Origin of the sequence: Acinetobacter sp. RF14B (assembly GCF_006864105.1) — a bacterium.
Classification (GTDB): Bacteria; Pseudomonadota; Gammaproteobacteria; order Pseudomonadales; family Moraxellaceae; genus Acinetobacter; species Acinetobacter lwoffii_C.
On sequence record NZ_SMTB01000038.1, the window covers coordinates 1 to 25955 of the forward strand.

Genomic DNA, 25955 nt, shown 5'->3' on the forward strand with positions numbered 1-25955 from the left:
GCGGGAATGTGCTGTATTGTGTCAATCAGTGTGAATCATTGGTTAGATGAGTGTTACATATAAAGGTTGCTCTGTTGTGTTTGTGTTTGTGTTTTTTTTTTTTGGAAAGCAGACGCAGGAATACGAGCTAATGAGCGGTGAATGGAGTGAAGAAGGGGGAGAGGACGATCTCCACAGGAATGACGAGCGTTTCGAGAGAAAGAAGTTTGGATTTAATTAATTAAATCATATGGAAAAAATCAGTGGCCTGTTCAGGAGTGGCCTGAATGAGTTCATCCAGGTCACCGCCAGCAAAAAAAGTTTTTTTGGCGGATCGAAAAATAATCCCGCTAATATGCTCATCTGTCTGGAGCTGGGCAACGGTTTCATCTAGGGCCTGACGAAAGTCGGCATTCATGGTATTGGCAGACTGATTCGGAGAATCAAGGGTTAAAATGACAATATTATCTGCAGTTTTTTGATATTGAATTGCGCTCATACATTTTTATCCAAATAATAATTGATGAATTTAGAATTATTGTCCTTACTCAAGTTTAGAAACTTCCATGATTGTGGAGGCGATCCAAATTCATCTGAATTCTGGGTCTAACCCTAAAGTTCAGGCTACTAATACAAAATGCACTTCTCATTTGGCAAAAGTAGGTGAAGCCCTGGTCATACACACCACCTGTTTAATTGTGTCATTTAGCTGACTAGCCCGCAGACACAGGACTCATATGATGATCGGTAGCGTGCCTATGACGTTAACGGGCCTTAAATGCCTTCGGGTATTTAAATTAAACCAGTTCAATAATGGTGGCGATGCCCATGCCGCCGCCAACACATAAGGTGGCCAGACCACGTTTTTTGCCCTGACGTTCCAGTTCATCCAACAAGGTGCCCAAAATCATTGCACCAGTCGCCCCTAGGGGATGTCCCATAGCAATCGCACCACCATTCACATTGACTTTGGCAGGATCAACCTTCATTTCATGGATAAAACGCAGCACAACGGCAGCAAAAGCTTCATTGACTTCAAATAGATCAATGTCATCCACTGTCAGTCCGGCTTTGGCCAAGGCTTTGCGCGCAGCCGGAGCAGGGCCAGTTAGCATAATGGTCGGATCAGCCCCCACCAGTGCAGTTGCCAGTATTTTGGCACGGGGTTTAAGATTGTGCTGTTGAACGGCCTGTTCAGAAGCCACTAGCACCACAGCGGCACCATCTACAATTCCGGAAGAGTTGCCGGCATGATGCACGTGCTGGATACTGCCTACTTCCGGATATTTTTGTAGGGCGATGGCATCAAAGCCCATCTGTCCCATCATGGCAAAACTAGGGTTGAGTGTGCTCAACGCCTCTGCTGTGGTATTGGGTTTAATAAACTCGTCTTGCTCCAGAATTACGACACCGGCTTTATCTTTGACAGGAATAATAGATTTATTGAAATAACCCTGCGCCTGTGCAGCTGCTGCCTTTTTCTGGGATTGCTCAGCAAACTGATCCACATCCGCACGGCTATAGCCATCAATACTGGCAATCAGGTCAGCGCCGATCCCTTGCGGAATAAAATCACAGGCCATATTGGTTTCCGGGTCCAAGGCCCAAGGCCCACCATCTGAACCCATCGCTACACGAGACATAGACTCAACGCCACCTGCAACGACCAGATCTTCCCAGCCAGAACGGACTTTCTGTGCGGCCAGATTGACAGCCTCCAGCCCCGAGGCACAAAAACGGTTGATCTGTACACCGGCCACGTCATTGTCCCAGCCCGCCGCAATCGCAGCAGTTTTGGCAATATCCGCACCCTGATCCCCAACTGGTGTCACGCAGCCCAAAACAATATCATCGACCTGCGCAGTATCCAGATGATGACGTTGCTGGAGTTCATTTAACAATGTGGTTAATAGGCTAATCGGTTTGACTTCATGCAATGCGCCGTCTTTTTTTCCCTTTCCGCGTGGTGTGCGAATGGCATCAATAATATAGGCCTCGCTCATACAATATCCTTTTTGCTTTACTAAAATTATTCTAATATTTCGAGTGTAATGATTAAATTTTGAAGTGCAATGACGAGAACGAACCAGATCATTTGAGCAGTTTGGTCAATAGGGATGGACAGAAAAAATAGATCTAAAAAAAGCCCAAGTCTGGAGCTTGGGCTTGGCTAGCTAATCACCCAGCAGGTGATTAGCTTTTACAATAAAGGTTTATTAAACCGATGTTAATGGTAACCATGTAACTGGCGATACAGACCTGGCGTAACACCCGTCCATTTCTTGAAAGCACGGTGGAAGGTGCTGGTTTCACTAAAGCCGACCTGCTGCGCGACATCTTCAAGAGTCAGATCCGGGTTGAGTAAGAGATGAATTGCAGCATCACGACGCAGCGCATCTTTTACCCCCTGATAACTCTTGCCTTCAGCTGCCAGACGACGGCGCAAGGTTTGCGGAGACAGATATAGCATGGAGGCTACATCGTTCAGGGTGGGCATTTCTTCGCCAATCTGGCTCTTCAATACATCACGGATACGTGAAGTCAGTGAATTGGTGTTTTTGAACTTCACCAGCAGTTGTGCTGGAGCGGCTTTCAGGAATTCTTCTAGCGTTTCTTCATTCTGGCGAATTGGCAAATCCAGATAGTCGGCTGCAAAAGTAATTTCAGTACGCGGCATATCGAACTGCATCACTGGGGCAAAAAACAGGGCGTCATACTCATCGGCATGGGCCGGACGCGGATAGCTGAAGTGGACACGCTCCAGTGGCAGGCGACGCTCAATTAACCAGGAAGCCAAGCCATGCCAGATCATCAGCATACTTTCGGTAATAAAGTGATCCGGATCCATCGAGTTGGGAATTAAAGGGACCAGGCGGGCTTCGTGTTTGTCACGCTCCAGCGTCACGGACCAGTCATCACCGAAGAGCTTATAGAACTGAGAAGAAAGCTCCAGTGCATCACCCAGCGTTTTGGCATGGATAATCAGCTGGCACATGATCGCAAAAGTACCCAAACGACGTGGCTGTTTGTCAAAGCCGACGTGTTCATCTTGAGTCACCATCCAGAGCATTTTAATAAAACGGGTATATTGTTCAGGCGAAATACGGGCCTTGGGCTGATGCAGCAATTCTGCTTCAATCCCAACGTGAGACAATAAAGTATCGACATCCATGCCGAGGCGTTTAACACCAGCTAAAGCTGCATTGACGAAATGGATGCTGATCGTATCACGACTCATGTTTAATCCTTCAGTCTCTTTAATGTTCACTAATATTTGACCTAAATGACAAAAAATAATAAATCAATGGCAATTTACAAGAAAGCAATTACCATTTTCTTACATGGTAAATTGCCGAAACTATCAAGGTAAATGGCTGAACATGACATTGTTTTCTGGTTTTTATGTTTTATGATAAGGCAAAAAGCAATATAAGTAGAGTAAAAACTCCAATGTCCTATGCGCTAAAAGGATTGAAAGTCCTCGATTTTTCTACATTACTACCAGGCCCGTTTGCCACTTTATATCTTGCAGATCTAGGTGCAGAGGTTGTGCATATTGAATCACCGACCCGGCCTGATCTGGTCCGTTTGATGCCGCCTTTTGCACATGGGCAAGCGACTACCCATAGTTATCTGAACCGAAACAAGCATTCTGTGGCACTGGATTTGAAGAATCCGGAGCATCTTGAGCAGATCCGGATGAGAATTGCAGATTATGACATTGTAGTTGAACAATTTCGTCCAGGCGTGATGCAGCGGCTTGGCCTGGATTATCCAAGTCTCAGTGCTCTCAATCCTCGTCTGATCTATTGCTCGATTACCGGTTATGGCCAGACCGGCTCTTATAAAAACCGGGCGGGACATGATATTAACTATCTGGCTCTATCAGGAATTGCCGGGCATAGTGGCCGGATTGAAAGTGGACCACCGGCAATGGGTATCCAGATTGCCGATGTTGCGGGTGGTTCCATGCATGCGCTGGTTGCAATCCTGGCCGCCGTGATTGAACGGCAGAGCAGTGGCCAGGGGCAATATATTGATATTTCCATGACCGATTGCGCTGCGACCTTAAATAATATGGCAGCTTCAGCCAGTCTGGCAGCTAACCAGCATCAGCAGGCCGAATCGGGCTATTTAAATGGTGGTACATTGTATGACTATTATCAGACGCAGGATGGACGTTATCTGTCGATTGGCAGTCTGGAACCGCAGTTCATGCAAGGGCTGGCACAGTTACTGGAGCTGCCGATCATTTTGGAAAAAGGAACCTCTTTTGCTCCTGAAGATCATGCTCAGGTCAAGCAGGCCATTCAAGACAAAATCCGCTCCCAGCCTTTAGCCCACTGGCAAATGCTGTTTGCTCAGGCGGATGTGTGTGTCGAGCCGGTATTAAAACTGGAGGAAGCCTTGCACTCCGAACTGGCGCAGCAACGGGGATGGGTCGTACAAGTACCTCTGAAAATGAATGATTCTGAACAAAGCCAAGCCCAGCTGGCTTGTCCAATCAAATTTTCGCGCTCAGCCATGCGTTATGATTTTATCGGTCAGGCTCTGGGAGAAAAGCAGAACTGGTAATTTAAACCCAAGTTAACTCCTTTATGAAAATAAATGCTAAAGATCTCATAAATAAATCATTTAGCTAAAAAAACAGCAGAAGTGACGCTAAAGCTTTATATCATTGAATCTAAGGTAGGCTTATCAATAAAATCGCTATGAAATATGTATAAAAAGCATTTTATTGATAGTTTTAATCTCGCTATCCTTGCCAGCGATATAATAGAAACTACTAGCTGTACGCCATGTATTTATATACTGATTTCGATCAGCAACTGATTAATGAACGTGTTGCACAGTTCCGTGACCAGACGGAACGTTATTTAGCGGGCAAATTGACGGAAGAAGAATACCGTCCGCTCCGCCTCCAAAATGGTCTTTATGTCCAACGTTATGCACCGATGCTGCGTATCGCGGTACCGTATGGCCTGATGAATTCTAAGCAGCTGCGTAAAGTGGCTGATCTGGCTCAAGAATATGACCGTGGCTATGCACATATCACCACCCGTCAGAATATCCAGTTTAACTGGCCAGCGCTGGAAAATGTACCAGACATGCTGGCAGAACTGGCGACGGTACAAATGCACGCGATTCAGACGTCAGGCAACTGTATCCGAAATACTACAACGGACCAGTATGCCGGTGTGGTGGCGGGTGAAATTGCTGATCCGCGTCCGACCTGTGAACTGATCCGCCAGTGGTCAACTTTCCATCCGGAATTCGCCTTTTTGCCACGTAAATTCAAGATTGCCGTATCTGCACTTGAAGAAATTGACCGCGCAGCCACTGCATTCCATGATATTGGAGTCTATATCGTAAAAAATGCAGCAGGTGAAATCGGCTATAAAATTAAAGTTGGCGGTGGCTTGGGCCGTACGCCAGTGATTGGCAGCTTTATTCGTGACTTCCTGCCACGTGAAGATTTAATAGCCTATCTTGAAGCTGTCCTGCGCGTGTATAATCTGCATGGTCGCCGTGACAATAAATACAAAGCGCGTATCAAGATTTTGGTGAAAGCATTAACACCGCAAGTATTTGCCGAGAAAGTTGAAGCTGAATTTGCACATACAGTGAAAACCCTGAAAATTGATGCAGACACCTTGGCGAAAATGGATGAGAATTTCACGCCATTTGACTATCAAGACTATGCAGATGAAGACTTCACTGAGCTGTTTGCACAACATCCAAAGTTCAAGCAATGGTTCAACATCAATACCAATGCACACAAAGTCACCGGCTATCGTATAGTCACGATTTCCCTGAAACGTGCGGGCATTGCGCCAGGTGATGTTTCGACTGAAGAAATGCAGCTGATTGCAGATCTTGCAGACAAGTATACCTTTGGTGAACTGCGTACCACGCATGAGCAAAATATTGCACTGGTGGATGTCCCGCAAAAAGACCTGTTCGAGTTATGGCAGACTCTGGATCAGCATAATTTGGCGCGTGCGCATATCGGTTTCTTGACTGACATTATCTGCTGTCCAGGTGGCGATTTCTGTTCATTGGCGAATGCCAAATCGATTCCAATTTCTGAAGCGATTTCACGCCGTTTTGATGATTTAGATACCATTTATAACTTGGGTAAACTCGATCTGAATATCTCAGGCTGTATGAATGCCTGTGGTCATCACCATGTGGGTAATATCGGTATTTTAGGGGTCGACAAAAAAGGTGCTGAGTTCTACCAGATTACGCTTGGTGGAAATGCAGACCACGATGCTTCGATCGGTGACATCTTGGGGCCATCATTCGCTGCCGACGTCGTACCGGATATTGTAGAAGAAATTCTGAATACCTATCTGGATTTACGTCAAGAAGGCGAGGAGTTTATTGATACGTATCGCCGTATCGGCATCAAACCATTCAAGGAGCGTGCATATGCTTAATACCGCACTACCTGTGCTCTCTAAAGATGGCACGATTGCCGACAACACATATCGACTCATTGGTGAAGATGGTGCATTGCCACAGGGTGATGTGGTGCTGACTGTCGAACAGTTAGACCAGATTGCCAATGTTTCTGGTAAAAAAGCATTGTACCTAACGGTTGATGCTTCGCCTGAAACCCATGAATTTCCGCTTGACCAACTTGATGCTATTTTTATTGAGTTTGCAGGTTTCAATGATGGCCGTGGTTATTCATTTGCTGCATTGCTGCGCCGTCAAGGTTTCCAGGGCGAGCTGCGTGCGACTGGTGATGTGTTCAAAGATGTCTTGAACTACATGAAGCGTTCTGGTTTTGATACTTTCGTGATTAAAGAAGGTAAGGATATTCAGGAAGCAGCTGCTGGCTTAGGTGATTTTACTAACCCATATCAGGCCTCCACTGCAGTATCAGAAGCGCGCTATCAAACAGGTGCTTAATCAGTACTGACTTAAAAAGCCTCCACACGGAGGCTTTTTTGATTTAGCTATTTATATATAGCTTCAAGTTGACAATTGATCATCCAGTGAATTCCAAACTGATCGCTAAAGGCGCCATAGAGCGCACTCCAGAAGGTTTTTTCCAGCAGCATTTCATTTCACCCTGCCGATAATGCATCAAGCATCTTTGGCCTTAGCCTGTTCATTTGCCTCCAGATGAATAGAAATGTAGTGACTATTCCCTGGCGTGAACACGGTATTGGTTTGCGCGCAAAATTTATCATTCGTATCGGATGCCATCAATTCTGTATCCTCATTCATAGGTACAGCAATATGCGGAATCAGATTTTTATCACCATCAGAAAGGTTCATCCCTTCTTCAGCAGAAATATCTCCATAACGATCAGCGTTGAAAAGTCACCGCCAAATACGGAACGGTAGAAGCGAAAGGCTGCTCCGGTATTAGCTTGAAAATTGGGATAGTGATGGAGTCGCATGACAGGACTCCTTTTTGTTGTGCCTTGTAAACCTAAGCGGCTTTGACTCATCTTGCATAAGGAAAACTACTAAAAATGTAAGCGAAAAAATCCTCCAGATTAGGAGGATTTTTAACTCCCTCTCCATGGGAGAGGGATGGGGTAGGGGCAGAGGTTAAAGTAATTCAATCGCCACTGCAGTTGCTTCACCGCCACCGATACAGAGTGCAGCAATGCCTTTCTTGCCACCTGTACGTTTTAGCGCATGAATCAAAGTCAAGATAATACGGGAGCCTGTAGAACCAACCGGATGGCCAAGTGCACATGCACCGCCGTTGATGTTGACTTTTTCTGGATCCAGCTTGAACTCATCCATTGGGCACATAGTGACCATGGCAAAAGCTTCATTAATTTCCCAAAGATCTACATCTTCAGTGGTCCAGCCAGTTTTATCCAGTACTTTTTGAATTGCCCCGACTGGCGCAATGGTAAACTCAGATGGATGCTGAGAATTGGAAGCATAGGCAACAATTTTGGCTAAAGGCTTTAAATCTTTTGCTACTGCATTGTCAGCCGAGGTGATTACTAGAGCTGATGCGCCATCTGAAATCGAGCTGGCATTGGCTGCAGTAATCGTACCGTCTTTGGCAAAAGCAGGACGGAGCGTTGGAATTTTATCGATATTGGCATTAAAGGGTTGTTCATCTTTATCAACCACCACATCGCCTTTACGGGTAGACACTGTTACGGGTACGATTTCATCACTAAAGTAGCCTGCATTGACAGCGTTCTGCGCGCGCTTCAAGGAACGGATTGCAAAGTCATCCATCTGTTCACGTGTATAGCCCTTTGTATTGGCCATATCCTGAGCAAAAGAACCCATCAGGCGACCTGTTTCAGCATCTTCCAGACCGTCTAGGAACATATGGTCTTTAATTTCGCCATGCCCCATACGGAAGCCGCCACGAGCTTTGGCCAAGACATACGGTGCATTGGTCATGGATTCCATACCACCTGCAACCACAATGTCAGCAGAGCCGGCTTTAATCATATCGGCTGCCTGCATAACAGCTTTCATGCCTGAACCGCACAGCTTGTTAATGGTGACGGCACCTGTTGAATCAGGAAGACCCGCTTGACGCATAGCCTGACGAGCAGGGCCCTGTTTTAATCCAGCCGGGAGTACACAACCCATGATGACTTCTTCAATATCGCCTGGCTGCAAGCCGGCACGTGCAATGGCTTCCTTAATGGCTACCGCACCGAGTTCAGGTGCAGTAACACTGGCTAGGCTACCTTGAAAACCGCCCATTGCGGTACGTGCACCATTGACAATTACGATGTCAGTCATTGTTATATCTCCGTATGTGTTTTAATCAATTTTTTTCCAACTCAAGCAGTATAGGATAAAAAAAACAGGATTAAAGCTTTAATCATCACGAAATATAGACTGTAGGGTTTCCTTAGCAGCTAGACAGATGTTCAATCCGTAGATGCCCCATTTTGCTTAATATAATGCGTTGCTGAGCGGCTTGATAAGTAGAACAGTAATAAAAGCTGCCATTTGATCCAATCGGTAAGCCTGTATTAGATTGATAAGTAATACTGGGGGTACGTAGAGTACCCCGCCAGCTTAAGTTACCGTATTTAAGGTTTAATTGATCAATATGTAAAATATGTTCGCCTGGATCTACTTGACGGCTCCTGTTTCTATCTATAAATACAATCAAGCTTTTATTCCATTGCGTTGGATGACAAGTTAAGGCATCCTGACTAGGACAGATCACTACATTTTGGTGCAGTACGGCTGCCTGGCTACGTGCAAAGCGATTTATGGAAAATAATTTAGCCGGAATAGCTTTGGCTTCTTGTCTGGAAAAGTAGCCATGAGCGTAAGGTAGTGCGATTGTCACCATAATTGCAATCAGCGCAATACAGATAATCAGTTCCACAAGCGTAAATGCTCTTGTTATTTTTATATACATAGAGTTACCTGAATTATATATTTTTTTATAAGAAATATGTTATTAATTATGCGTTTTTAGGCTGTATTGAATATTTTTAAAGAGTTCAAATAAGCCGTCAAAAAATAAATTGGTACTTAAAATAGGTGATTTGCGCTGTGAAATTGAGTAAAAAATTACCGAATTACAACGGAAATTGTAAGTAATTTTGTCAATAATTTACTTGATTAAATTAATCAAGCACTTGGAAAAATAATAAAGTGTTTGTATGATGCCATGTGAATAGCTTAAAAATAAAACTGGGGTAAAAAAGCCTATCTCAGGGTGGCCTAATATCAGGGCCTGAGCTTGAACAACAATTGTTATCTCTGGAGGATAAATCCATGAAAATGAGTCGTATTGCTTTAGCAATGCTTGTAGCAGCTCCTTTTGCTGCTGCAAACGCAGGCGTAACTGTTACTCCACTAATGTTAGGTTACACATTCCAAGACACCCAGCACAACAACGGTGGTGATGATGGTGAACTGACAACTTCTGGTCAAATGGAAGATGATTTATTTGTGGGTGCTGCACTTGGTGTTGAATTAACTCCATGGTTAGGTTTTGAAGCTGAATATAGCCAAGTAAAAGGCGATATGACAGATCTACCTGGTGCGGAATACAAAGGTCAGAACATTGCAGGTAACTTCTATGCAACTTCTGATGTATTCACTGGTAACTACGACAGCAAAGTTAAGCCATACATGCTTTTAGGTGCTGGTCACTACAAATATGAATTCGATGGTGCTACTGAAGCTGAATTAGGTCGTGTTGGCCGTGGTTTTAAAGAAGAAGGTACTCTAGGTAACGCGGGTATCGGTGCGTTCTGGCACATCAACGATGCATTGGCACTACGTACTGAAGCTCGTGGTACTTACCACTTTGACGAAAAATTCTGGAACTATACAGCGCTTGCTGGTCTTAACGTAGTTCTAGGTGGCCGTCTGAAACCAGCTGCTCCAGTTGTAGAAGTTGCTCCGGTTGAGCCAGTAGCTCCAGTAGCTCCAGCTCCACAAGAGTTGACTGAAGACCTGAACATGGAACTTCGCGTATTCTTTGATACTAACAAGTCAAACATCAAAGACCAGTACAAGCCAGAAATCGCTAAAGTTGCTGAGAAACTGGTTGAATATCCAAACGCAACTGCACGTATCGAAGGTCACACTGACAACACTGGTCCACGTGCATTGAACGAACGTTTATCTCTAGCTCGTGCTAACTCTGTGAAGTCTGCACTTGTAAACGAATACAACGTTGATGCAGCTCGTTTGTCTACTCAAGGTTTCGCTTGGGATCAACCGATTGCTGACAACAACACTAAAGAAGGTCGTGCTATGAACCGTCGCGTATTTGCGACAATTACTGGTAGCCGTACTGTACTAGTGGAAGGCGAACAGCAAACAGCTCAATAATTTATTATTGAATGTTAAAAGGCGGCTCATATGAGCCGCCTTTTTTTATATTGATTTTTTGCCTACACTTGTCTTTCTGAAATTGAATTGAGTAAAGACATGAGTGTGGAAATTCCTGAGGATTTGCAAAAGCTGGAGGCCAATAGCGGAATTTTTGCAATCTGGATGATCTTTCATCATTATGGTATCGATTTACATATTCCAGACTTGGTGCAATTGACTTGCCATGATAATGAGATGGGAGCTTCGAGTATTGCATTAGCAGTGGCTTTAAGTACACTCGGATTGGATGTGAATTTCTATACAGAACCCGATCTCGATAAACAACCGATAGAAGTCGACTTTTATCAGAAAGCCGAAAAACTCAAACTTCCTGTGCACGAGTTTCCTCTTGCTTATGCGGATATTCAAGCTTATGTAGAGCAGGGCACTTTTGTTATTGTGTTTTATGACACTTTAGAGGGTGTGGGAAATCATTCTTTAATTTATGACATTAATGCAAATGAAATCAGCTTCTTTGATAGTTTTGAGCCAATGTCCAAAGAGGTGTTTGAACAGCAGCGCCGGGTAGAGGGGATTTGTCAGCAGGTCATTGTGATTGATGACCGTCATTTTGTCATGCGTCATAATTAATCTAAAAATGTAAAAAAAAGCAGCTATTTAAGCTGCTTTTTTAAATCACAAGAAATTATTCATTCCGATCAACTTTCATGGGTTGCACATCCATCTCCTGATAGGAAATCAGCTTGGTATTGTATTTCCATTTATAGCCCAGCCAGATGACCAGGAATAACAGGATGCCGATATAAGTTGACAATACGGCCAGCCACTCTCCTTCCAGAACTGCCTGATAATTTTGACCGAGAACCACAATGGCACAGAGCGTAAATGCAAACCAAGGTGCGAAAGGGAAGAACTTGGCACGATAAGCCAGCTCATCCAGTTTATAGCCTTGTGCAATATAGCCTTTGCGGAAGCGGTAATGCGAAACCGCAATTCCTAGCCAGACAATAAAGCCACACATGCCTGACATATTTAACAGCCAGTTAAATACTTGTTCTTCACCGATAAAAGTCGTCAAGAAACATAAGGCGGCAATCGCTGTGGTGGCATAGAGCGCGTTCATGGGTACACCACGAGCATCGAGTAGGCCAAATATTTTTGGTGCACTGCCTTTACGTGCCATATCAAATAACATGCGGGTAGAGGAATACATGCCAGAGTTACCTGCCGATAAAATTGCAGTTAGAATCACGGCATTCATCACACTGGCTGCAAAAGCAAAACCGGCCTGCTCATACAGAAGGGTAAAGGGTGAAAGCGCAATATTATCTGTAGCAGCAGCCTGTAAAAGACGTGGATCATCATAGGCAATCAAGGTGCCGATAATAAAAATACAGACGATATAAAATAGCAAGATACGCCAGAAAATCTGTTTGATGGCAATTGGAATGGTCTTTTTCGGATCTTTGGATTCTCCCGCTGCGACTCCCACCATTTCAGTCCCCTGAAAAGAGAATCCGGCAATCATCGCCACACCAATAAGGGCCGATAATCCCCCTACAAAGGGTGCTTCTCCCTTGCTCCAATTTCCAAAGACGCTTACCTCAGGCGTCATCATAATTTTGAAAATCATGAAGATGCCAATGATGATGAACACGATAATGGCAAGAACCTTAACCAGCGAGAAGAGGAATTCAGATTCACCAAAACCTTTAACGGTCAAGGCATTAATTCCAAAGACCACAGCCAGGAAAATGGCGCTCCAATAGAAGCTGGGAATATCCGGAAACCAGAATTTCATGATGAACTGAACTGCAACCAGTTCAAACGCAACAGTAATTGCCCAGTTGTACCAGTAGTTCCAGCCCAGTGCAAAACCAAAACCGCCTTCTACATATTTGGTGCCGTAGGTGAAAAATGCACCAGATGTCGGGTTGTGTGTGGCAAGTTCGCCTAAGCTGGTCATCAGAAAGTAAATCATGATGCCGATTAAGGCATAGGCCATGAGCGCACCCCCAGGGCCGGCATTTGCAATAGTTGCTCCTGAGGCCAGGAACAAACCGGTACCAATGGAACCGCCGATGGCAATCATGTTCAAATGACGAGCACTCAGCTTACGCTGCAGCTGTGGACTGTGTTGAGTTTCGCTCATCATGATTCCTTAAAGTTTTTTTGAGTGCTGGCAAACAGCACTTTAAAGCCGCTTTGATCCGTTTTAACCGTACACTGACCAAAACTTTGCTCAATTAAAGTTGGGTAATTTAAGAAGCGGTTCGCCACAATCCATAATTCACCACCGGACTTGAGGTGGCGACGTGCAGTCTTGCACAGGTTCTCGCTGGCATCATAGTGTGTCTGGATCCCTTGGTGAAAAGGAGGATTACTGACAATGGCATGTAAAAATAGCGGTGCATCTTCAATACCCGAAATGGCTTTGATTTCAAGCTGCTGCGGACTCAGCTGATTTTTCTCGAAGGTCATTTGTGTAGAGGCTAATGCAAAAGCATCTACATCCAGTGCAAAAATCCGATTTTCTGGATTCAGTTTGGCTAGATAGGCGCTCATCACACCGGCCCCACAGCCAAAATCAGCAATCTTGCCTGAGCTAACCTGATTCAGATAAGGAAGAAGTACCGCAGTTCCTACATCCAGGCGATTTTGGCTAAACACGCCTGGAAGGGCGCACACCGTTAACTCTCCTTTAGGAGTCGGAACTGTATAGGTCTGAGCCCAGTCTGCCAAAGTTTTCGCTTCGACCGCGCAGTCTAAGGTTAATTGCCATAGTTGGCAATGACGCGCGCTATCTAGTTTAATGGCTTTACCATAGGCTTGTAATTGCTTTGCTGCCCGCTCTACGCCGCCTTTCTTTTCACCCACCAGAAAGATACTGCTTCCCTGTTTTAGCTGTACGGCCAGGTTATGAATCAAATAATTGAGTAATTCTTTGGATTTGGGAACAAAGATAACAGCTTGATCAAATTCTCCTGCAGGAATTTCAGTGCCAAAATGGACCTCTGCCTGCCGTGCCTGAAAATACTGGTAATCATTAAAGTTCCATGTCCAGATTGAGGGCTGGATCGACTCACCAAACTCAGCAAGAAGCTCATCGGTCGGTGCATTCAGTAATAAAATCCGACCTGACAAATAATCGTATTGTCTTAATAAAACTTCGCTTTTAGGATCCATAGATCTTTCTCCAATAGAAAAAACACTGTCCAAGTGGGGCTTAAACAGTGTTTTCTGGACATGCAATTACTTCTTTGTTTCTGGAAGTACAATATTTAAAATAAGTGCGGCAATACCACCGGTCGCTACGCCAGAACTAAAAATATTACGGAATAGTTCAGGTAAATGTTCCAGGATTTGCGGTACCTGTGCAACACCCAGACCAAGTGCTAGAGAAATCGCAATGATCAGCAGGGCACGACGGTCTAAATGGACGCCAGACAGAATATTGATCCCTGATGCAGCCACAGCACCGAACATCACCATCACGGCGCCCCCTAATACGGCTTGTGGAACAGCCTGAATAACACCAGCGACAGCAGGCAATAAACCCAGAATCACCAGAAGGGCTGCAATCCAGATACCAACGTAACGGCTAGCCACACCAGTCAGTTGAATGACGCCATTATTTTGCGCAAAGACTGAACTCGGGAAAGTATTAAAAATACCGGCAAGCAGTGAGTTGGCACCATTGACCAGAACACCGCCTTTAATACGTTTCATCCATTCTGGACCATCGACAGGTTGGTTTGACAGCTTAGAAGTTGCCGTAATATCCCCAATCGCCTCTAGCGAGGTTACCAGGTAGATAAACGCCATGGGAATAAACAGGCTCCAGGAGAAGTCCAGACCAAAGTGCATTGGGGTCGGAATTTGAACCAGGGGGGCATCTTTGAGACCGGAAAAATCCAAGTGACCCATGAAGCCTGCCAGAATATAGCCGGCCACCAGTGCAATGAGAATGGCAGAGCTTTTTACCCAGGTAATACGTGCCCGGTTCAAGATAATAATCAGGGCCAGCACGGTGCATGACATGATGAGGTTGTCAGCATTGGCAAAGGTTTTATCGCTCATGGCCTGATAACCGCCCCCCATACTGATCAGACCTTCTTTGATTAAGGTCAAACCAATCAGCAGTACCACAATTCCAGTGACTAACGGGGTAATCAGTTTTTTAATCCAGGGCAGAATTTGTGAAACGCCCATTTCAATGAAGGCACCCGCAATGACCACACCGAAAATAGCCGCCATTACTGATTCGACCGGTGTGCCCGCCGCCACCATGGCAGAACCAATCCCAATAATAGGACCAATAAAATTAAAACTGGTTCCTTGCACAATTAGCAGGCCGGCACCAAATGGGCCAACTTTTTTAGATTGTAGAAATGTAGCGATCCCCGAAATGACCAATGACATGGATAAAATCATATTGGTATCTTCTTTCGACACACCCAGTGCCAGGCAGATGAGTAGGCCGGGGGTCACAATCGGGACAATAATTGCCAGGAGATGCTGGAAAGCGGCTAAAAAAGCAATAAAAGGTTTAGGGCGATCTTCCAGACCATACACCAGGTCAAGTTGATCTTTTGAAGGGGGAGATTGATTAAAATCAGACATGTGTCAAAGAAAATTAAGGCTGAGTGGCGCTATTCTAATCGAGTTACACGCCTTTACAAACTAAATGGGGACATAAGGAGAAAAAAATTAGTCCTGTAAATAAACAGCCACTATAAAAAATTAGTATTTTTCTGTATAATCTGCCCTCAAATTACATACGCATTGAATTTACATGTCAGATATTAAAACTCTCCGTAACATCGCCATTATTGCGCACGTCGATCATGGTAAAACCACTCTTGTAGACAAACTTTTGCAACAATCAGGTGCTCTCGGTGATCGCGCGGGTGAGATTGAGCGTGTCATGGATTCGGGTGCTATCGAAAGTGAACGTGGTATTACTATTCTTGCAAAAAATACTGCAATCAAATGGTTAGACAAACGTACTGATACTGAATACCGTATTAACATTGTGGACACCCCGGGACACGCCGACTTCGGTGGTGAAGTTGAACGTGTAATGTCGATGGTTGACTGTGTACTGCTTCTGGTTGACTCTCAGGAAGGTCCAATGCCGCAAACACGTTTTGTGACAGCAAAAGCCTTTGCGAGCGGTCTAAAGCCAATCGTGATCATCAACAAGGTTGACAAGCCAAGCGCACGTCCAGACTGGGTTATCGACCAGGTATTCGATTTGTTCGATAACCTTGGTGCTTCTGACGAACAGTTAGACTTCCCGGTTGTTTATGCTTCAGGTCTTCGTGGTGTAGCGGGTCCTGCTCCAGATGAATTGGCTGAAGACATGACTCCGTTGTTCCAAACGATTGTAGACATCGTTGAACCACCAGCGGTTGACGTTGATGGTCCGTTCCAGATGCAAGTCTCTTCACTGGACTATAACAGTTTCGTAGGTGTTATCGGTGTTGGTCGTATCCAACGCGGTTCGATCAAATTAAATACGCCAGTTACTGTTATTGATAAAGAAGGTAAGACGCGTAACGGCCGTATCCTGAAAATCATGGGTTATCATGGTTTAGATCGTGTGGATGTTGAGTCAGCATCTGCGGGTGATATCGTTTGTGTCACAGGTATCGATGCATTAAATATTTCTGACACGATTTGTGATCCGAAAGCTGTTGAGGCACTTCCTCCGCTTTCTGTAGACGAACCTACAGTGTCGATGACCTTCCAGGTCAATAACTCACCATTTGCTGGTAAAGAAGGTAAATTCGTTACTTCACGTAATATCCGTGAACGTCTAGACCGCGAATTGATTCATAACGTCGCATTACGTGTTGAAGATACTGACAGTCCGGACCGTTTTAAAGTGTCTGGTCGTGGTGAGCTGCATCTTTCTGTGTTGATCGAAAACATGCGTCGTGAAGGCTTCGAGATGGGTGTATCTCGTCCGCAAGTAATCATGAAAGAAATCGACGGTGAAATGCAAGAACCGTACGAAAACGTGACTTTCGACGTCGAAGATCAGCACCAAGGTGCTGTAATGGAACAAATGGGTCACCGTAAAGGCGAGTTGACCAATATGGAAGTTGACGGTAAAGGCCGTATCCGTATTGAAGCAACGATCCCTTCACGTGGCTTGATTGGTTTCCGTTCTGAATTCATGACCATGACTTCTGGTACAGGTATCATGACTTCAAGCTTCTCGCATTATGGTCCGGCGAAAGCAGGTACTGTTGCGAAACGTCAAAATGGTGTGCTGATTTCTATGGTTCAAGGCACTTGCTTGGGCTATGCATTATTCACCCTACAAGATCGTGGCCGTCTATTTGCTAAACCGCAATTAGAAGTTTATGAAGGTATGATCATTGGTATTAACTCTCGTTCTGACGATATGACAGTTAACCCGACCAAAGCAAAACAGTTAACGAACGTACGTGCATCGGGTACTGACGAAGCCTTGACGCTGACGCCAGCTATCGAATTTACACTTGAGCAAGCGCTTGAATTCATTGAAGATGACGAACTGGTTGAAGTAACACCGAAGTCAATCCGCATTCGTAAGCGTTACCTGACTGAAAACGAACGTAAACGTAATCGTGATAAATAATCTTTAGACGATTTATCAGGTTAAATGAACCGTAATCTTCCTGGAGATTACGGTTTTTTTATTTTTGGATAGCATCCAAGCGTAATTTACCAAAACCCAGTAAATTAAATAAAAATCAAAAGTCCTGCCTCATGTATAATTCATGACAAAACTTGATAAGAGTAGGTTGAAATAAGTTATGAGTATTCTTCAGGAATTTAAGGAATTTGCTGTTAAAGGCAATGTGATGGACCTGGCGGTTGGTGTAATCATTGGTGGCGCTTTCGGTAAAATTATTGATTCTGCGGTTGCTGATTTAATTATGCCTTTTATCAGCTGGATTCTAGGTGGAGATGTTGATTATTCAAACTGGTTCCTGGTACTGGGCGATAATCCAAATAACATTACTAATCTGGCAGCTGCAAAAGAAGCTGGTTTAAATATCTTTGCCTATGGTAACTTCTTGACGATTCTGATTAATTTCATTTTATTGGCTTGGGTGGTGTTCTGGCTGGTTAAAGTGATGAACAAAATGCGCCGTAAGCAAGAGGCGGAGCCAGCACCTGCAGCAACCCCGGAAGATATTGCATTACTGCGTGAAATTCGGGATGAGTTGAAAAAGCGTCCTGAAGCTTAAGAGCTTGGGGCCTATATAAAAAACGGCGCGTGGGGCGCCGTTTTTTTATGCAAATGCTCATTTTTATCACTCAAAAGCTCTTTCTCTGCCACCAGTAGGAGGAAGAAGCTGGGCTTAAAAATCCATCCGGAATTTAATTTCCAGCAAGTGCCAGCCGAACTGACTTTTGATTGGGCCATGTAATTCGCGTTCTGGCAAACTGAACACGGCCTTATCTATTGGCCCAACCAGTTGGCCTTTTTTTACATCACCGAGTTCACCGCCTTTTTTTCCGGATGGGCAAGTGGAATGTTGTTTGGCAATTTTGGCAAAGTCTGCACCGCCTTTAATTTTCTTTTTCAGTTGCTCGGCAGTGTCTTTATCTTTAACCAGAATATGACGGACGATAGCGGACTTCATGTTTTATTCCCCTGCATCACTGGCTTCGCAGCTAGCTTAACTGTTTTTAACGGCTGGCATTGTGGACAGAATACCGATGCACGCTGTCCCAGTTTGAGATTTTCAAGGGAGGTTTCACAGTTGACACACATCTCACCGGCACGGCCATAGGCCAGCAAGGTCTGCTGGAAATAACCGTTTTCACCCATGGCATTGGTATAGTCTTTGAGCGTCGAGCCACCCAGCTCAATCGCCTGCTTCAGAATGCGCTTGATTTCAATGACCAGTTTTTCAACTTGATCAGGGCTTAGGTCTTTGGCGGGCTGGGCCGGATGAATGCCAAGATTAAACAGGCTCTCGGTTGCATAGATATTGCCAACGCCTACCACGACATGGTTATCCATGATGGCAACTTTAATCGCAGTGTTTTTATTTTTTAATTTTTGCGCTAAATATGCAGCATCAAATGCTTCACTTAAAGGTTCAGGACCTAGAGTATCAATCAACTTTGTTTGTGAATACTCATCTAGCCACAAAATACAGCCAAAACGGCGGGGGTCGTGATAACGTAATTCAAAATCTTCAAACTGGATAATTAAATGGTCATGTTTACGTAATTCTTCATGTGGTTCACAAAGGCGAAAACTGCCTGACATGCCCAGATGCCAGAGCATACTGTCGTGTTCAAACTCAGCCAGAATATATTTGGAACGACGGTTTAGTCCGATCAGACGCTGACCTTGCAATTTGGCCAGATCATTTGGAATCGGCCAGCGTAGGCTTGGCTGTCGTACTTCGACACGTAGCACTTTTTGCTCAACTAAGGGTAATAAACTGGTTTTGGTGGTTTCAACTTCTGGTAATTCAGGCATAACACATCAGCAACAGGAGAATGGTATTAATATTGGGTGATTTGAAAGGGATTGCAAGTGAATCACGTTGGGGAGTGAGAAAAATGACCGATCATTGCCGACTTAGTGCATTTTAAAATAGTGCGATGTTTGAATAGGTATTTATACTTTTTAATCAGAAAGGATAAATACAAAAGACTGGAATTTAAAATTCATGCAATACCCGGGCGGATATCAGCTTCGAACCTGCACGAGCTGGTGAATCCAGGTGCTACAAATAATATGGATGATATGCCGGTCCTGGAACTCAGTTGCCGTATCATCTTTTAAAAAAGCAGCATTCACGTTATAAATAAACAGGTCTCAATGGCCTGTTTATCAGTTTTGCCTGACCCTGATTGAAAATGAATAAAAAGGAAGAACCCATGACATTATTATTTCAGCCTCTCCAGTTCGGTGTATTAGGACTCAGCAATAAAATTGTCATTGCACCCATGTGTCAATATTCTGCAACGGATCAGGGTGAAATTACTTATTGGCATGAACAGCAGTGGGCGAGTTATGCACTTTCCGGTGCGGGGCTATGTATTGTAGAAGCGACTGCTGTGCAGCCTGAAGGTCGGATCAGCTATGCCGATCTGGGATTATGGAATGATCGGCAGGCGGACCAGATCAAGCCGTTACTGACCAAAGTCAAATCCATCTCGCCTATGCCATTTGGTATTCAGCTGGCGCATGCCGGCCGTAAAGCCTCTACTGACAAACCCTGGTCAGGTCGAGGGCAGTTCAAGCCCGATGAACCGCATGGCTGGCAAACCGTATCTGCCAGTAGTATTCCTTTTCAGGCAGATGAGCATCCTCCCAAAGCACTGAGTGAGCTAGAAATCCAGCAGGTTATTTCTGACTTTGCACACAGTGCCAAACGTGCCGTAGATGCTGGATTTGATCTGGTTGAGTTACATGCTGCGCATGGTTATTTATTGCATCAATTTTTGTCTCCGCTGTCGAATCAGCGTACAGATCAATATGGTGGTTCATTGGAAAATCGTATGCGTTTGACTCTGGAAGTGTTCCAGGCGATGAAAGCAGTTGTTCCAGAAGGCTATCCGGTGGGTGTGCGTATTTCAGCAACAGACTGGATTGAAGAAAAGCCAAGCTGGGATATTAATGCCTCTATTGAACTATCTAAAGCCCTGGAAGCTCTGGGAGCTGCTTATATTCATGTATCCAGCGCAGGCCTGCATATAGCGCAAAAAATCGATATAAAACCAAGTTATCAGGTGCCTTTTGCAGCAGCAATTAAGCCCCAAGTCCAGATTCCGGTGATTACTGTGGGGCTGATTACTGATGCTGAACAGGCTGAGGAGATTTTACAGAAGGATCAGGCCGATGCCATCGCGATTGCCCGGGCCATTTTATATGATCCACACTGGCCTTGGCATGCAGCTGCCGAATTGAAACAGGAAATTAAAATTTCACCCCAATATTTACGTTCTGCACCTCATGGGCTAAATGGTTTATTTAAGCCTTTTTAAAGCCTGTTTCCCCGTACCAGGGCCTATAATCATGCTTCATTTGCAACAGGTTTTTTCATATGATCTTTTCGGTCATTGTACCCATCTTTCTCTTGGTGGGGTTGGGCTACCTCAGTGTGAAATGTCAAATCTTAAAAAAAGAACAGGTTGATACAGTCGGCGCTTTTGTTATTAAAGTGGCTTTGCCCTTGCTGTTCTTTCAAGTTCTGTCTTCTAAAGACCTGCATGAAATCTGGTATTTTGAATACTTTATGGTCTATAGCACGGTTACTTTAGTGCTGTATGCGACAGGTTTCTGGATAATGCGTTGTCATTTCCAGAATAGTTTTTCACATAGTGCGATTTTGTCTCTGGGTTCAGCCATGTCCAATACCGGGCTGATCGGGACGGCTATGCTGACCTTGCTGGTCGGACCACAGGCCCTGACCTATACTTCTCTGGTCGTTATTATTGAAAGCATGCTGCTGCTTCCTATGGTACTGGTATTGGCGGCAATGGGTAGTCAGCAGCAATCCAATCTGGGTGGTATTTTTAAAAGTACCATCTTGCCGCTTTTTAAAAACCCCTTATTTGTCGGAGTCATACTGGGCATCAGCTGTGCCGTATTCGAGATCCGGGTGCCGGTTTATCTTGATCAGGTTTTTGCCATGATAGGACAAACCGCTTCACCGCTGGCACTCTTTGTGATTGGCGGCGGAATTGTGGGTACCAGTCTGAAATATGTAAATGTAGAAAGTTGTTATCTGGTGTTTTCCGGCAATATCCTGATGCCTTTACTGATGTATCTGGGGCTCAGCCAGCTGACCAGCTTAAGTCAGGAAATGATCTATGCTGGGACTTTAATTGCAGCCCTGCCGATGCCCACCTTGTATGGCATGTTGGGGCAGGCTTATGGTTTAAAGGAACGGACTTTAACTCCCTTATTGATGAGTACTATTGCAGGTTTTATTGTCGCCAGTGGACTGATTACCTTATGGTGGAGTTAAAAGCTGATATTCAAGAAAACGTCCGCATCAAAAAAGCTCCTGTTGGAGCTTTTTTCAGAACTGAAGAAAAAGGGCTTAACTTTTTTTCGCCGGTACTTTTTTCTGTTCCGCAATCATTTTATCCACTGTGGCCAAGGACTCTTTGGCTTGTGGAATATTTTCCTTTGCCAGTGCCGCAAAGATTTTTTTCGCTTCAGGCAGGTTTTGCGGCACGATGCTGCCATTGGCAAACATGTTGGCCACTGCCATCAGGGCAGGGATATAGCCTTTTTTAGCCAGATCCTGAATGCTGCTCAGCCCTTGCTGAACCGGCTTTTCATCTTTATTTTTAAAGCCCAGACTGATGTCATATAGTGCTTTGGCATGAATTGCCTGCAAATTGCCTTTATTCAGCAGAGGCTGTAATTTTTGCAGGGCACTTTTGTCAGAGGCGGGTTTACCTTCTGCAAACAGCAGCACAGCCAGATCAATGGTCGCATCATCAAAATTTGCAGCTGATGCTTTTTCTAAATGCTGTTTGGCTTTGGTCAGATCCTGTTTTAAGCCTAAAGTGCCAGCAGCATAGTTTTTTCCAAGGACATAGTTCGCAACCGGATAGCCTTTGCTGGCAGCCTGTTGATACAGCTGAACGGCCTTTTTCTCGTCTTTGACAGTCCCTTGGCCAGATTGTGTTAAATAGCCTAAGTTATAGATGGCCTGAGCATTTCCCTGACTCGCCAGCTTGTTTAAGGCCTCATAGGCGCCCTTAAAATTATTGGCTTTAACCATTTCTTCAATTTTAGTAAATTGTGGATCAACTGGAACAGCAGCAGTATTGGCCAGCGTGAATTGTGCAGAAACTGCAAGAATTGCAGCGAGTACTAACTTTTTCTTCATGGTTCCTATAACCTTAATATTTTTTACACCTGATTCCATGGTGTGGTTCTAATCATTGTTCTTCCATCATAAAAGGATTTTGGACTTTGTAAATAAGGAATTTGTCACGAAATAAAAAACAGTTGTTTGAATAGCAAATAATTTAAAATTAGGCATTAATCTGTATTTTTAGCATCAATTATGCATCAGTTTTATTTTTAAAGTATGCAGATATTCCCTGAATACACAGTCAAAAAGCAAGATTAAACGAAAATCGGAAGCTAAAAAGCCAAGCCTAGGAGCTTGGCTTTTTAGATGAATTTTAAAACAAAAGCACTTACTGCGGACGTGCCACATCGCCACTTAAGCTTTCGGGTAAATCTAAAACCGTGACATCCAGTTCAGTCAAAGCTTCAGGGCGGGCAACCACCAGTGCAATATAGCCATTTTCACATGCGGTACTGTTGACCACCTGAACACCTCGATTTAACTGTTCAGCTTGTGCAGGCGCAGGGCCTGTACCTTGAATGAGATGCAACCAGGCTTTTGGTTTGGCTTTAAACCACAGGCGTGCCACCACTTCCTGACCTAAATAGCACCCTTTGTCGTAATTCACCCCTTCACGCTGATGCAGACGCAATTCCTGCGGCTGAAACTCTCCGGCAATATCTGCTTCAATCCAAGCTTGTCCGGCTCGAATAGCTTGCTGTTTCCACAGGGCAATATCAGCTTCGGCTGGGGAAAATTCAGTATGCTCACCGTGTAAAGTCGGATAAACCGTGCCGACTTCTTCCAGTTTCATTTTTGAAAAAGCCCCGAATTTTTTAATATGTTTGGCAAATTCTTCGGCTTGGTCTTGGGTGGTGACAATTTCAAAGCTTTCTGAATTGATTTTCTTTAGCCACAACCCAAACTGAATACGCCCTTTTAAGCCACAGATGGCAGTATAACGCGTCTGGTTTTCAGCTAATGCTTCAGTATTTAAAGTCACTTGACCCTGAAGGAATTTTTGCGCATCTACACCATTTAGAGTGAAGAGTATAAAAGCAGTAGATGTTGCCATGTTTAGCCTCTGGGTATAGTTTCACAAATCATTAATCCTGATATTTTGCAACATACAGGGTAGATAGGCAAACAAAAAGCCTATATTGCTCTCGGCTGAATAAAACTTGTAAAACTGCTCATTAATAAATACGGTTGGGCCTGGGATCTGCGGTCATAGGCAAGCTTATAGGATGTGAGGGCAGTTTGCGGTTATAGTCAAATATGTCACCGCAGATCCGCATAATTTCCATCATGCCCCGAGCTTCATGATCTAAAAGATGCAAAACAGAAAGTATGAGGTAGTTGATCAATGGTTAAACCATCGTAGGCAGTTGTCGTGACAGGAAGAAACTTAAGCTGATCGAAATCATTTTTTTCAGTTTCTGGTCCGACATTGTGAACAGGCTGCAATAGTTTATTGGACCATTCTTTGAGGATTAGGCCCAAGACATCACGAACGCCGGCTCGAGATGTGTGCTTGGCTAATCCCTAGGAGTTAGGATTATTCAGGTCGGCATAATCTTCTATCCGATACAACCATTTGAGGTGGTCTTGGTTGATGTATTGGTGGTATCTGCACAAACGTATTGAATTTTTTGAACACTAGAATTTTTTCACTGGAAGTATGAGCGTGGTTTTATCTTGCCACAGAATAACTATACGGCCCGAAGCCGCCAGTTCGCCATTTTCATTTTTTGAAGGCTGGAAATACTACGATAAATACAAAAACATCGATTTTATAATAGATCTCTTTCATAAATCAAAAAACGATCTACTTTTTGCTGCTTATTTGTACCGAAGAATTTTCAATATTCATGCATAATCTGTGGATGGAATACATCGATTCAAAGAAGCTTTCTGAAACCCAGTTCAAGCGATACACCGGCATCTCATGGTCAACCTTTGATTTAATGGTTGAGCAATTGAAGAAACATGTCCCTGCCAAAGGCAGACCGCCCAAGTTAAGCCTGGAAGACCAGGTTCTGCTCTGTCTAAGCTATTGGCGGGAATACCGAACCTTATTTCACGTTGCGACGAGCTACGGGGTTTCAGAGTCCACAGCCTCAAGAATTGTCCGTCATGTTGAAGACTGCCTGATTCGCTCCAATCTCTTTAATTTACCCAAAGATTTACCCGAGGGCGAAGGCATCGATTGGAATGTGGTAATTGTAGATGCCACAGAAATTCCAATCCAAAGGCCTAAAAAAATAGAAGAAAAGCTATAGCGGCAAGAAAAAGACCCACACCTTCAAAGTACAGGCCATCATTCATTATCAAACTCAAAAAATCCTGAGTTTATGTACGAGTCGTGGTGCCGTACATGATTTCGAACTCTTCAAACGTAACTTGAATCAGATTCCTGCAGGTGCATTTATCCTTGCGGATAAGGGTTATCAGGTAATTTATACAGTGTATCCAAATAGCTTATTGCCATTAAAAGCAAAGAAGCGCTGTAAACTGGATTCCGAACTAAAAATCTATAATCAGCAAATCAATAAAAGAAGAATTGGAATTGAGCATGTATTTGGCAGTTTGAAAACCTTCAAAATTCTTGCTGAGCGATATCGCAATCGAGGCAAAAGACTGGGATTAAGATTCAATTTAATTGCGGGAATCTATAACTTGGAGCTGAGTAAAAAATGACTTATGAAAGAAATCTAATGATTTAAAAGGTTTATTTAAATATATAGAATTCAATTAATTTTTATTTCAACAAATCCATCTCATACTAAAGAATAGGAAGGAAACGCTAAAACTGCTTAAAAAAAGAACATTTAGAGCAGGTATTCTAAAAAATATATAACAAAATGTTGCTGAAATGCGGATTTTGGCAACTAAGTATATGAAATATAAGTGATTTGGGAAGTGGCTTTTCGGCAGTGTACTATGCCACTTAAGCGATGGTCATTCTTAACAACAATGATGTAGGAAAAAATGATGCAAGAGGCAGGTAAGCTATGAACAAAAAATATCGTAAACCGCTGCAAGGCACCCCGCTGGAATATTATGACGTGCGCCAGGCTGTGGAAGATATCCAGCCAGGCGCCTATGCCAAACTTCCCTATACCTCCAAAGTACTGGCCGAGCAGCTGGTGCGCCGCTGTGATCCCGCAATTCTTGAACAGTCATTAAAAGAACTGATTTACCGTAAACAGGATCACGATTTCCCTTGGTATCCCGCCCGCGTGGTCTGTCATGACATTCTCGGTCAAACTGCACTGGTTGACCTTGCCGGTTTGCGCGATGCCATTGCCGAGCAGGGCG

General features: G+C 44.1%; 22 protein-coding genes and 3 pseudogenes. 12 read left to right on the forward strand and 13 right to left on the reverse strand.

Translation table 11 applies throughout. From position 1 onward, the window contains the following. Positions 1-157: 157 nt before the first annotated feature. The 3 genes and pseudogenes from E2K52_RS07445 to E2K52_RS07455 all read right to left on the reverse strand — a co-directional run. Positions 158-478: pseudogene (locus tag E2K52_RS07445) on the reverse strand (enoyl-CoA hydratase/isomerase family protein); the annotation flags it as partial. Positions 479-776: 298 nt separating this feature from the next. After that, a complete protein-coding gene (locus E2K52_RS07450) occupies positions 777-1982 on the reverse strand; it encodes an acetyl-CoA C-acetyltransferase (RefSeq protein ID WP_151204505.1) in 1206 nt (401 codons plus the stop codon). A 224-nt stretch (positions 1983-2206) separates the two neighbouring features. Then, on the reverse strand, positions 2207-3217 hold the full coding sequence (locus E2K52_RS07455) for an AraC family transcriptional regulator (RefSeq protein ID WP_151204506.1): 1011 nt from the start codon (positions 3215-3217) through the stop codon (positions 2207-2209). Between the two features lie 212 nt (positions 3218-3429). Between E2K52_RS07455 and E2K52_RS07460 the strand changes: the two genes are divergently transcribed. From E2K52_RS07460 to E2K52_RS07470, 3 genes are all read left to right on the forward strand, one after another. Then, positions 3430-4554 (forward strand): CaiB/BaiF CoA transferase family protein, encoded by a 1125-nt coding sequence (locus E2K52_RS07460; RefSeq protein ID WP_151204507.1) that lies wholly within the window; start codon positions 3430-3432, stop codon positions 4552-4554. A 224-nt stretch (positions 4555-4778) separates the two neighbouring features. Then, entirely contained in the window at positions 4779-6422 is a 1644-nt protein-coding gene (locus E2K52_RS07465; protein WP_151204508.1) for a nitrite/sulfite reductase, read from the forward strand. Next, a complete protein-coding gene (locus E2K52_RS07470; protein ID WP_151204509.1) occupies positions 6415-6900 on the forward strand; it encodes a DUF934 domain-containing protein in 486 nt (161 codons plus the stop codon). Before E2K52_RS07465 ends, E2K52_RS07470 begins: the two co-directional genes overlap by 8 nt. Before the next feature lie 47 nt (positions 6901-6947). Here E2K52_RS07470 and E2K52_RS07475 read toward each other — a convergent pair. From E2K52_RS07475 to E2K52_RS07485, 3 genes and pseudogenes are all read right to left on the reverse strand, one after another. Continuing rightward, positions 6948-7397 (reverse strand): annotated as a pseudogene (locus tag E2K52_RS07475) (VOC family protein). A 154-nt stretch (positions 7398-7551) separates the two neighbouring features. Next, positions 7552-8727: a thiolase family protein gene (locus E2K52_RS07480; RefSeq protein WP_151204510.1), complete on the reverse strand. Its 1176-nt coding sequence runs from the start codon at positions 8725-8727 to the stop codon at positions 7552-7554. 112 nt (positions 8728-8839) lie between these two features. After that, positions 8840-9361 carry a GspH/FimT family protein gene (locus E2K52_RS07485; protein WP_151204511.1) on the reverse strand — a complete coding sequence of 174 codons (522 nt, stop codon included), beginning with the start codon at positions 9359-9361 and terminating at the stop codon, positions 8840-8842. Positions 9362-9723: 362 nt separating this feature from the next. Here E2K52_RS07485 and omp38 point away from each other — a divergent pair, with 362 nt between their 5' ends. Next, complete coding sequence (gene omp38 / locus E2K52_RS07490) at positions 9724-10791, forward strand: outer membrane protein Omp38 (protein ID WP_151204512.1); 1068 nt, start codon at positions 9724-9726, stop codon at positions 10789-10791. A 99-nt stretch (positions 10792-10890) separates the two neighbouring features. Further along, entirely contained in the window at positions 10891-11424 is a 534-nt protein-coding gene (locus E2K52_RS07495; protein WP_151204513.1) for a peptidase C39, read from the forward strand. A 55-nt stretch (positions 11425-11479) separates the two neighbouring features. On the opposite strand, the gene E2K52_RS07500 is transcribed toward E2K52_RS07495, so the two are convergent. From E2K52_RS07500 to E2K52_RS07510, 3 genes are all read right to left on the reverse strand, one after another. Continuing rightward, positions 11480-12946 (reverse strand): amino acid permease, encoded by a 1467-nt coding sequence (locus E2K52_RS07500; protein ID WP_151204514.1) that lies wholly within the window; start codon positions 12944-12946, stop codon positions 11480-11482. After that, a complete protein-coding gene (locus E2K52_RS07505; RefSeq protein WP_151204515.1) occupies positions 12946-13980 on the reverse strand; it encodes a methyltransferase in 1035 nt (344 codons plus the stop codon). Before E2K52_RS07505 ends, E2K52_RS07500 begins: the two co-directional genes overlap by 1 nt. 66 nt (positions 13981-14046) lie before the next feature. Next, positions 14047-15417 (reverse strand): uracil-xanthine permease family protein, encoded by a 1371-nt coding sequence (locus E2K52_RS07510; protein ID WP_151204516.1) that lies wholly within the window; start codon positions 15415-15417, stop codon positions 14047-14049. A 172-nt stretch (positions 15418-15589) separates the two neighbouring features. Between E2K52_RS07510 and typA the strand changes: the two genes are divergently transcribed. Both typA and mscL read left to right on the forward strand, forming a co-directional pair. Then, a complete protein-coding gene (typA, locus tag E2K52_RS07515) occupies positions 15590-17425 on the forward strand; it encodes a translational GTPase TypA (protein ID WP_151204517.1) in 1836 nt (611 codons plus the stop codon). A 178-nt stretch (positions 17426-17603) separates the two neighbouring features. Next, positions 17604-18041 carry a large conductance mechanosensitive channel protein MscL gene (gene mscL / locus E2K52_RS07520; RefSeq protein WP_151204518.1) on the forward strand — a complete coding sequence of 146 codons (438 nt, stop codon included), beginning with the start codon at positions 17604-17606 and terminating at the stop codon, positions 18039-18041. Between the two features lie 114 nt (positions 18042-18155). Here the strand turns inward: mscL and E2K52_RS07525 are convergent, their stop codons facing one another. Next, positions 18156-18440: a peptidylprolyl isomerase gene (locus tag E2K52_RS07525; RefSeq protein WP_151204519.1), complete on the reverse strand. Its 285-nt coding sequence runs from the start codon at positions 18438-18440 to the stop codon at positions 18156-18158. Beyond that, positions 18437-19291 (reverse strand): bifunctional DNA-formamidopyrimidine glycosylase/DNA-(apurinic or apyrimidinic site) lyase, encoded by an 855-nt coding sequence (gene mutM / locus E2K52_RS07530; protein WP_151204520.1) that lies wholly within the window; start codon positions 19289-19291, stop codon positions 18437-18439. Before mutM ends, E2K52_RS07525 begins: the two co-directional genes overlap by 4 nt. Before the next feature lie 404 nt (positions 19292-19695). Between mutM and E2K52_RS07535 the strand changes: the two genes are divergently transcribed. Together E2K52_RS07535 and E2K52_RS07540 are read left to right on the forward strand one after the other, a co-directional pair. Next, positions 19696-20805 carry an NADH:flavin oxidoreductase/NADH oxidase gene (locus E2K52_RS07535; RefSeq protein ID WP_151204521.1) on the forward strand — a complete coding sequence of 370 codons (1110 nt, stop codon included), beginning with the start codon at positions 19696-19698 and terminating at the stop codon, positions 20803-20805. 59 nt (positions 20806-20864) lie between these two features. Further along, positions 20865-21791 (forward strand): AEC family transporter, encoded by a 927-nt coding sequence (locus E2K52_RS07540; RefSeq protein ID WP_151204522.1) that lies wholly within the window; start codon positions 20865-20867, stop codon positions 21789-21791. 75 nt (positions 21792-21866) lie between these two features. Here E2K52_RS07540 and E2K52_RS07545 read toward each other — a convergent pair whose 3' ends face one another. Continuing rightward, a complete protein-coding gene (locus E2K52_RS07545; RefSeq protein ID WP_151204523.1) occupies positions 21867-22667 on the reverse strand; it encodes a tetratricopeptide repeat protein in 801 nt (266 codons plus the stop codon). Positions 22668-22983: 316 nt separating this feature from the next. Next, the gene (locus E2K52_RS07550) at positions 22984-23709 is read right to left on the reverse strand and encodes a YgfZ/GcvT domain-containing protein (RefSeq protein WP_151204524.1); all 726 of its coding nucleotides are present in this window, start codon (positions 23707-23709) and stop codon (positions 22984-22986) included. Between the two features lie 811 nt (positions 23710-24520). Here E2K52_RS07550 and E2K52_RS15265 point away from each other — a divergent pair. The 3 genes and pseudogenes from E2K52_RS15265 to E2K52_RS07565 all read left to right on the forward strand — a co-directional run. After that, positions 24521-24916 (forward strand): transposase family protein, encoded by a 396-nt coding sequence (locus tag E2K52_RS15265; RefSeq protein WP_201798513.1) that lies wholly within the window; start codon positions 24521-24523, stop codon positions 24914-24916. Positions 24917-24956: 40 nt separating this feature from the next. After that, positions 24957-25334 carry a transposase family protein gene (locus tag E2K52_RS07560; RefSeq protein ID WP_264765938.1) on the forward strand — a complete coding sequence of 126 codons (378 nt, stop codon included), beginning with the start codon at positions 24957-24959 and terminating at the stop codon, positions 25332-25334. A 314-nt stretch (positions 25335-25648) separates the two neighbouring features. After that, a pseudogene (locus E2K52_RS07565) lies at positions 25649-25955 on the forward strand (Fe/S-dependent 2-methylisocitrate dehydratase AcnD); the annotation flags it as partial.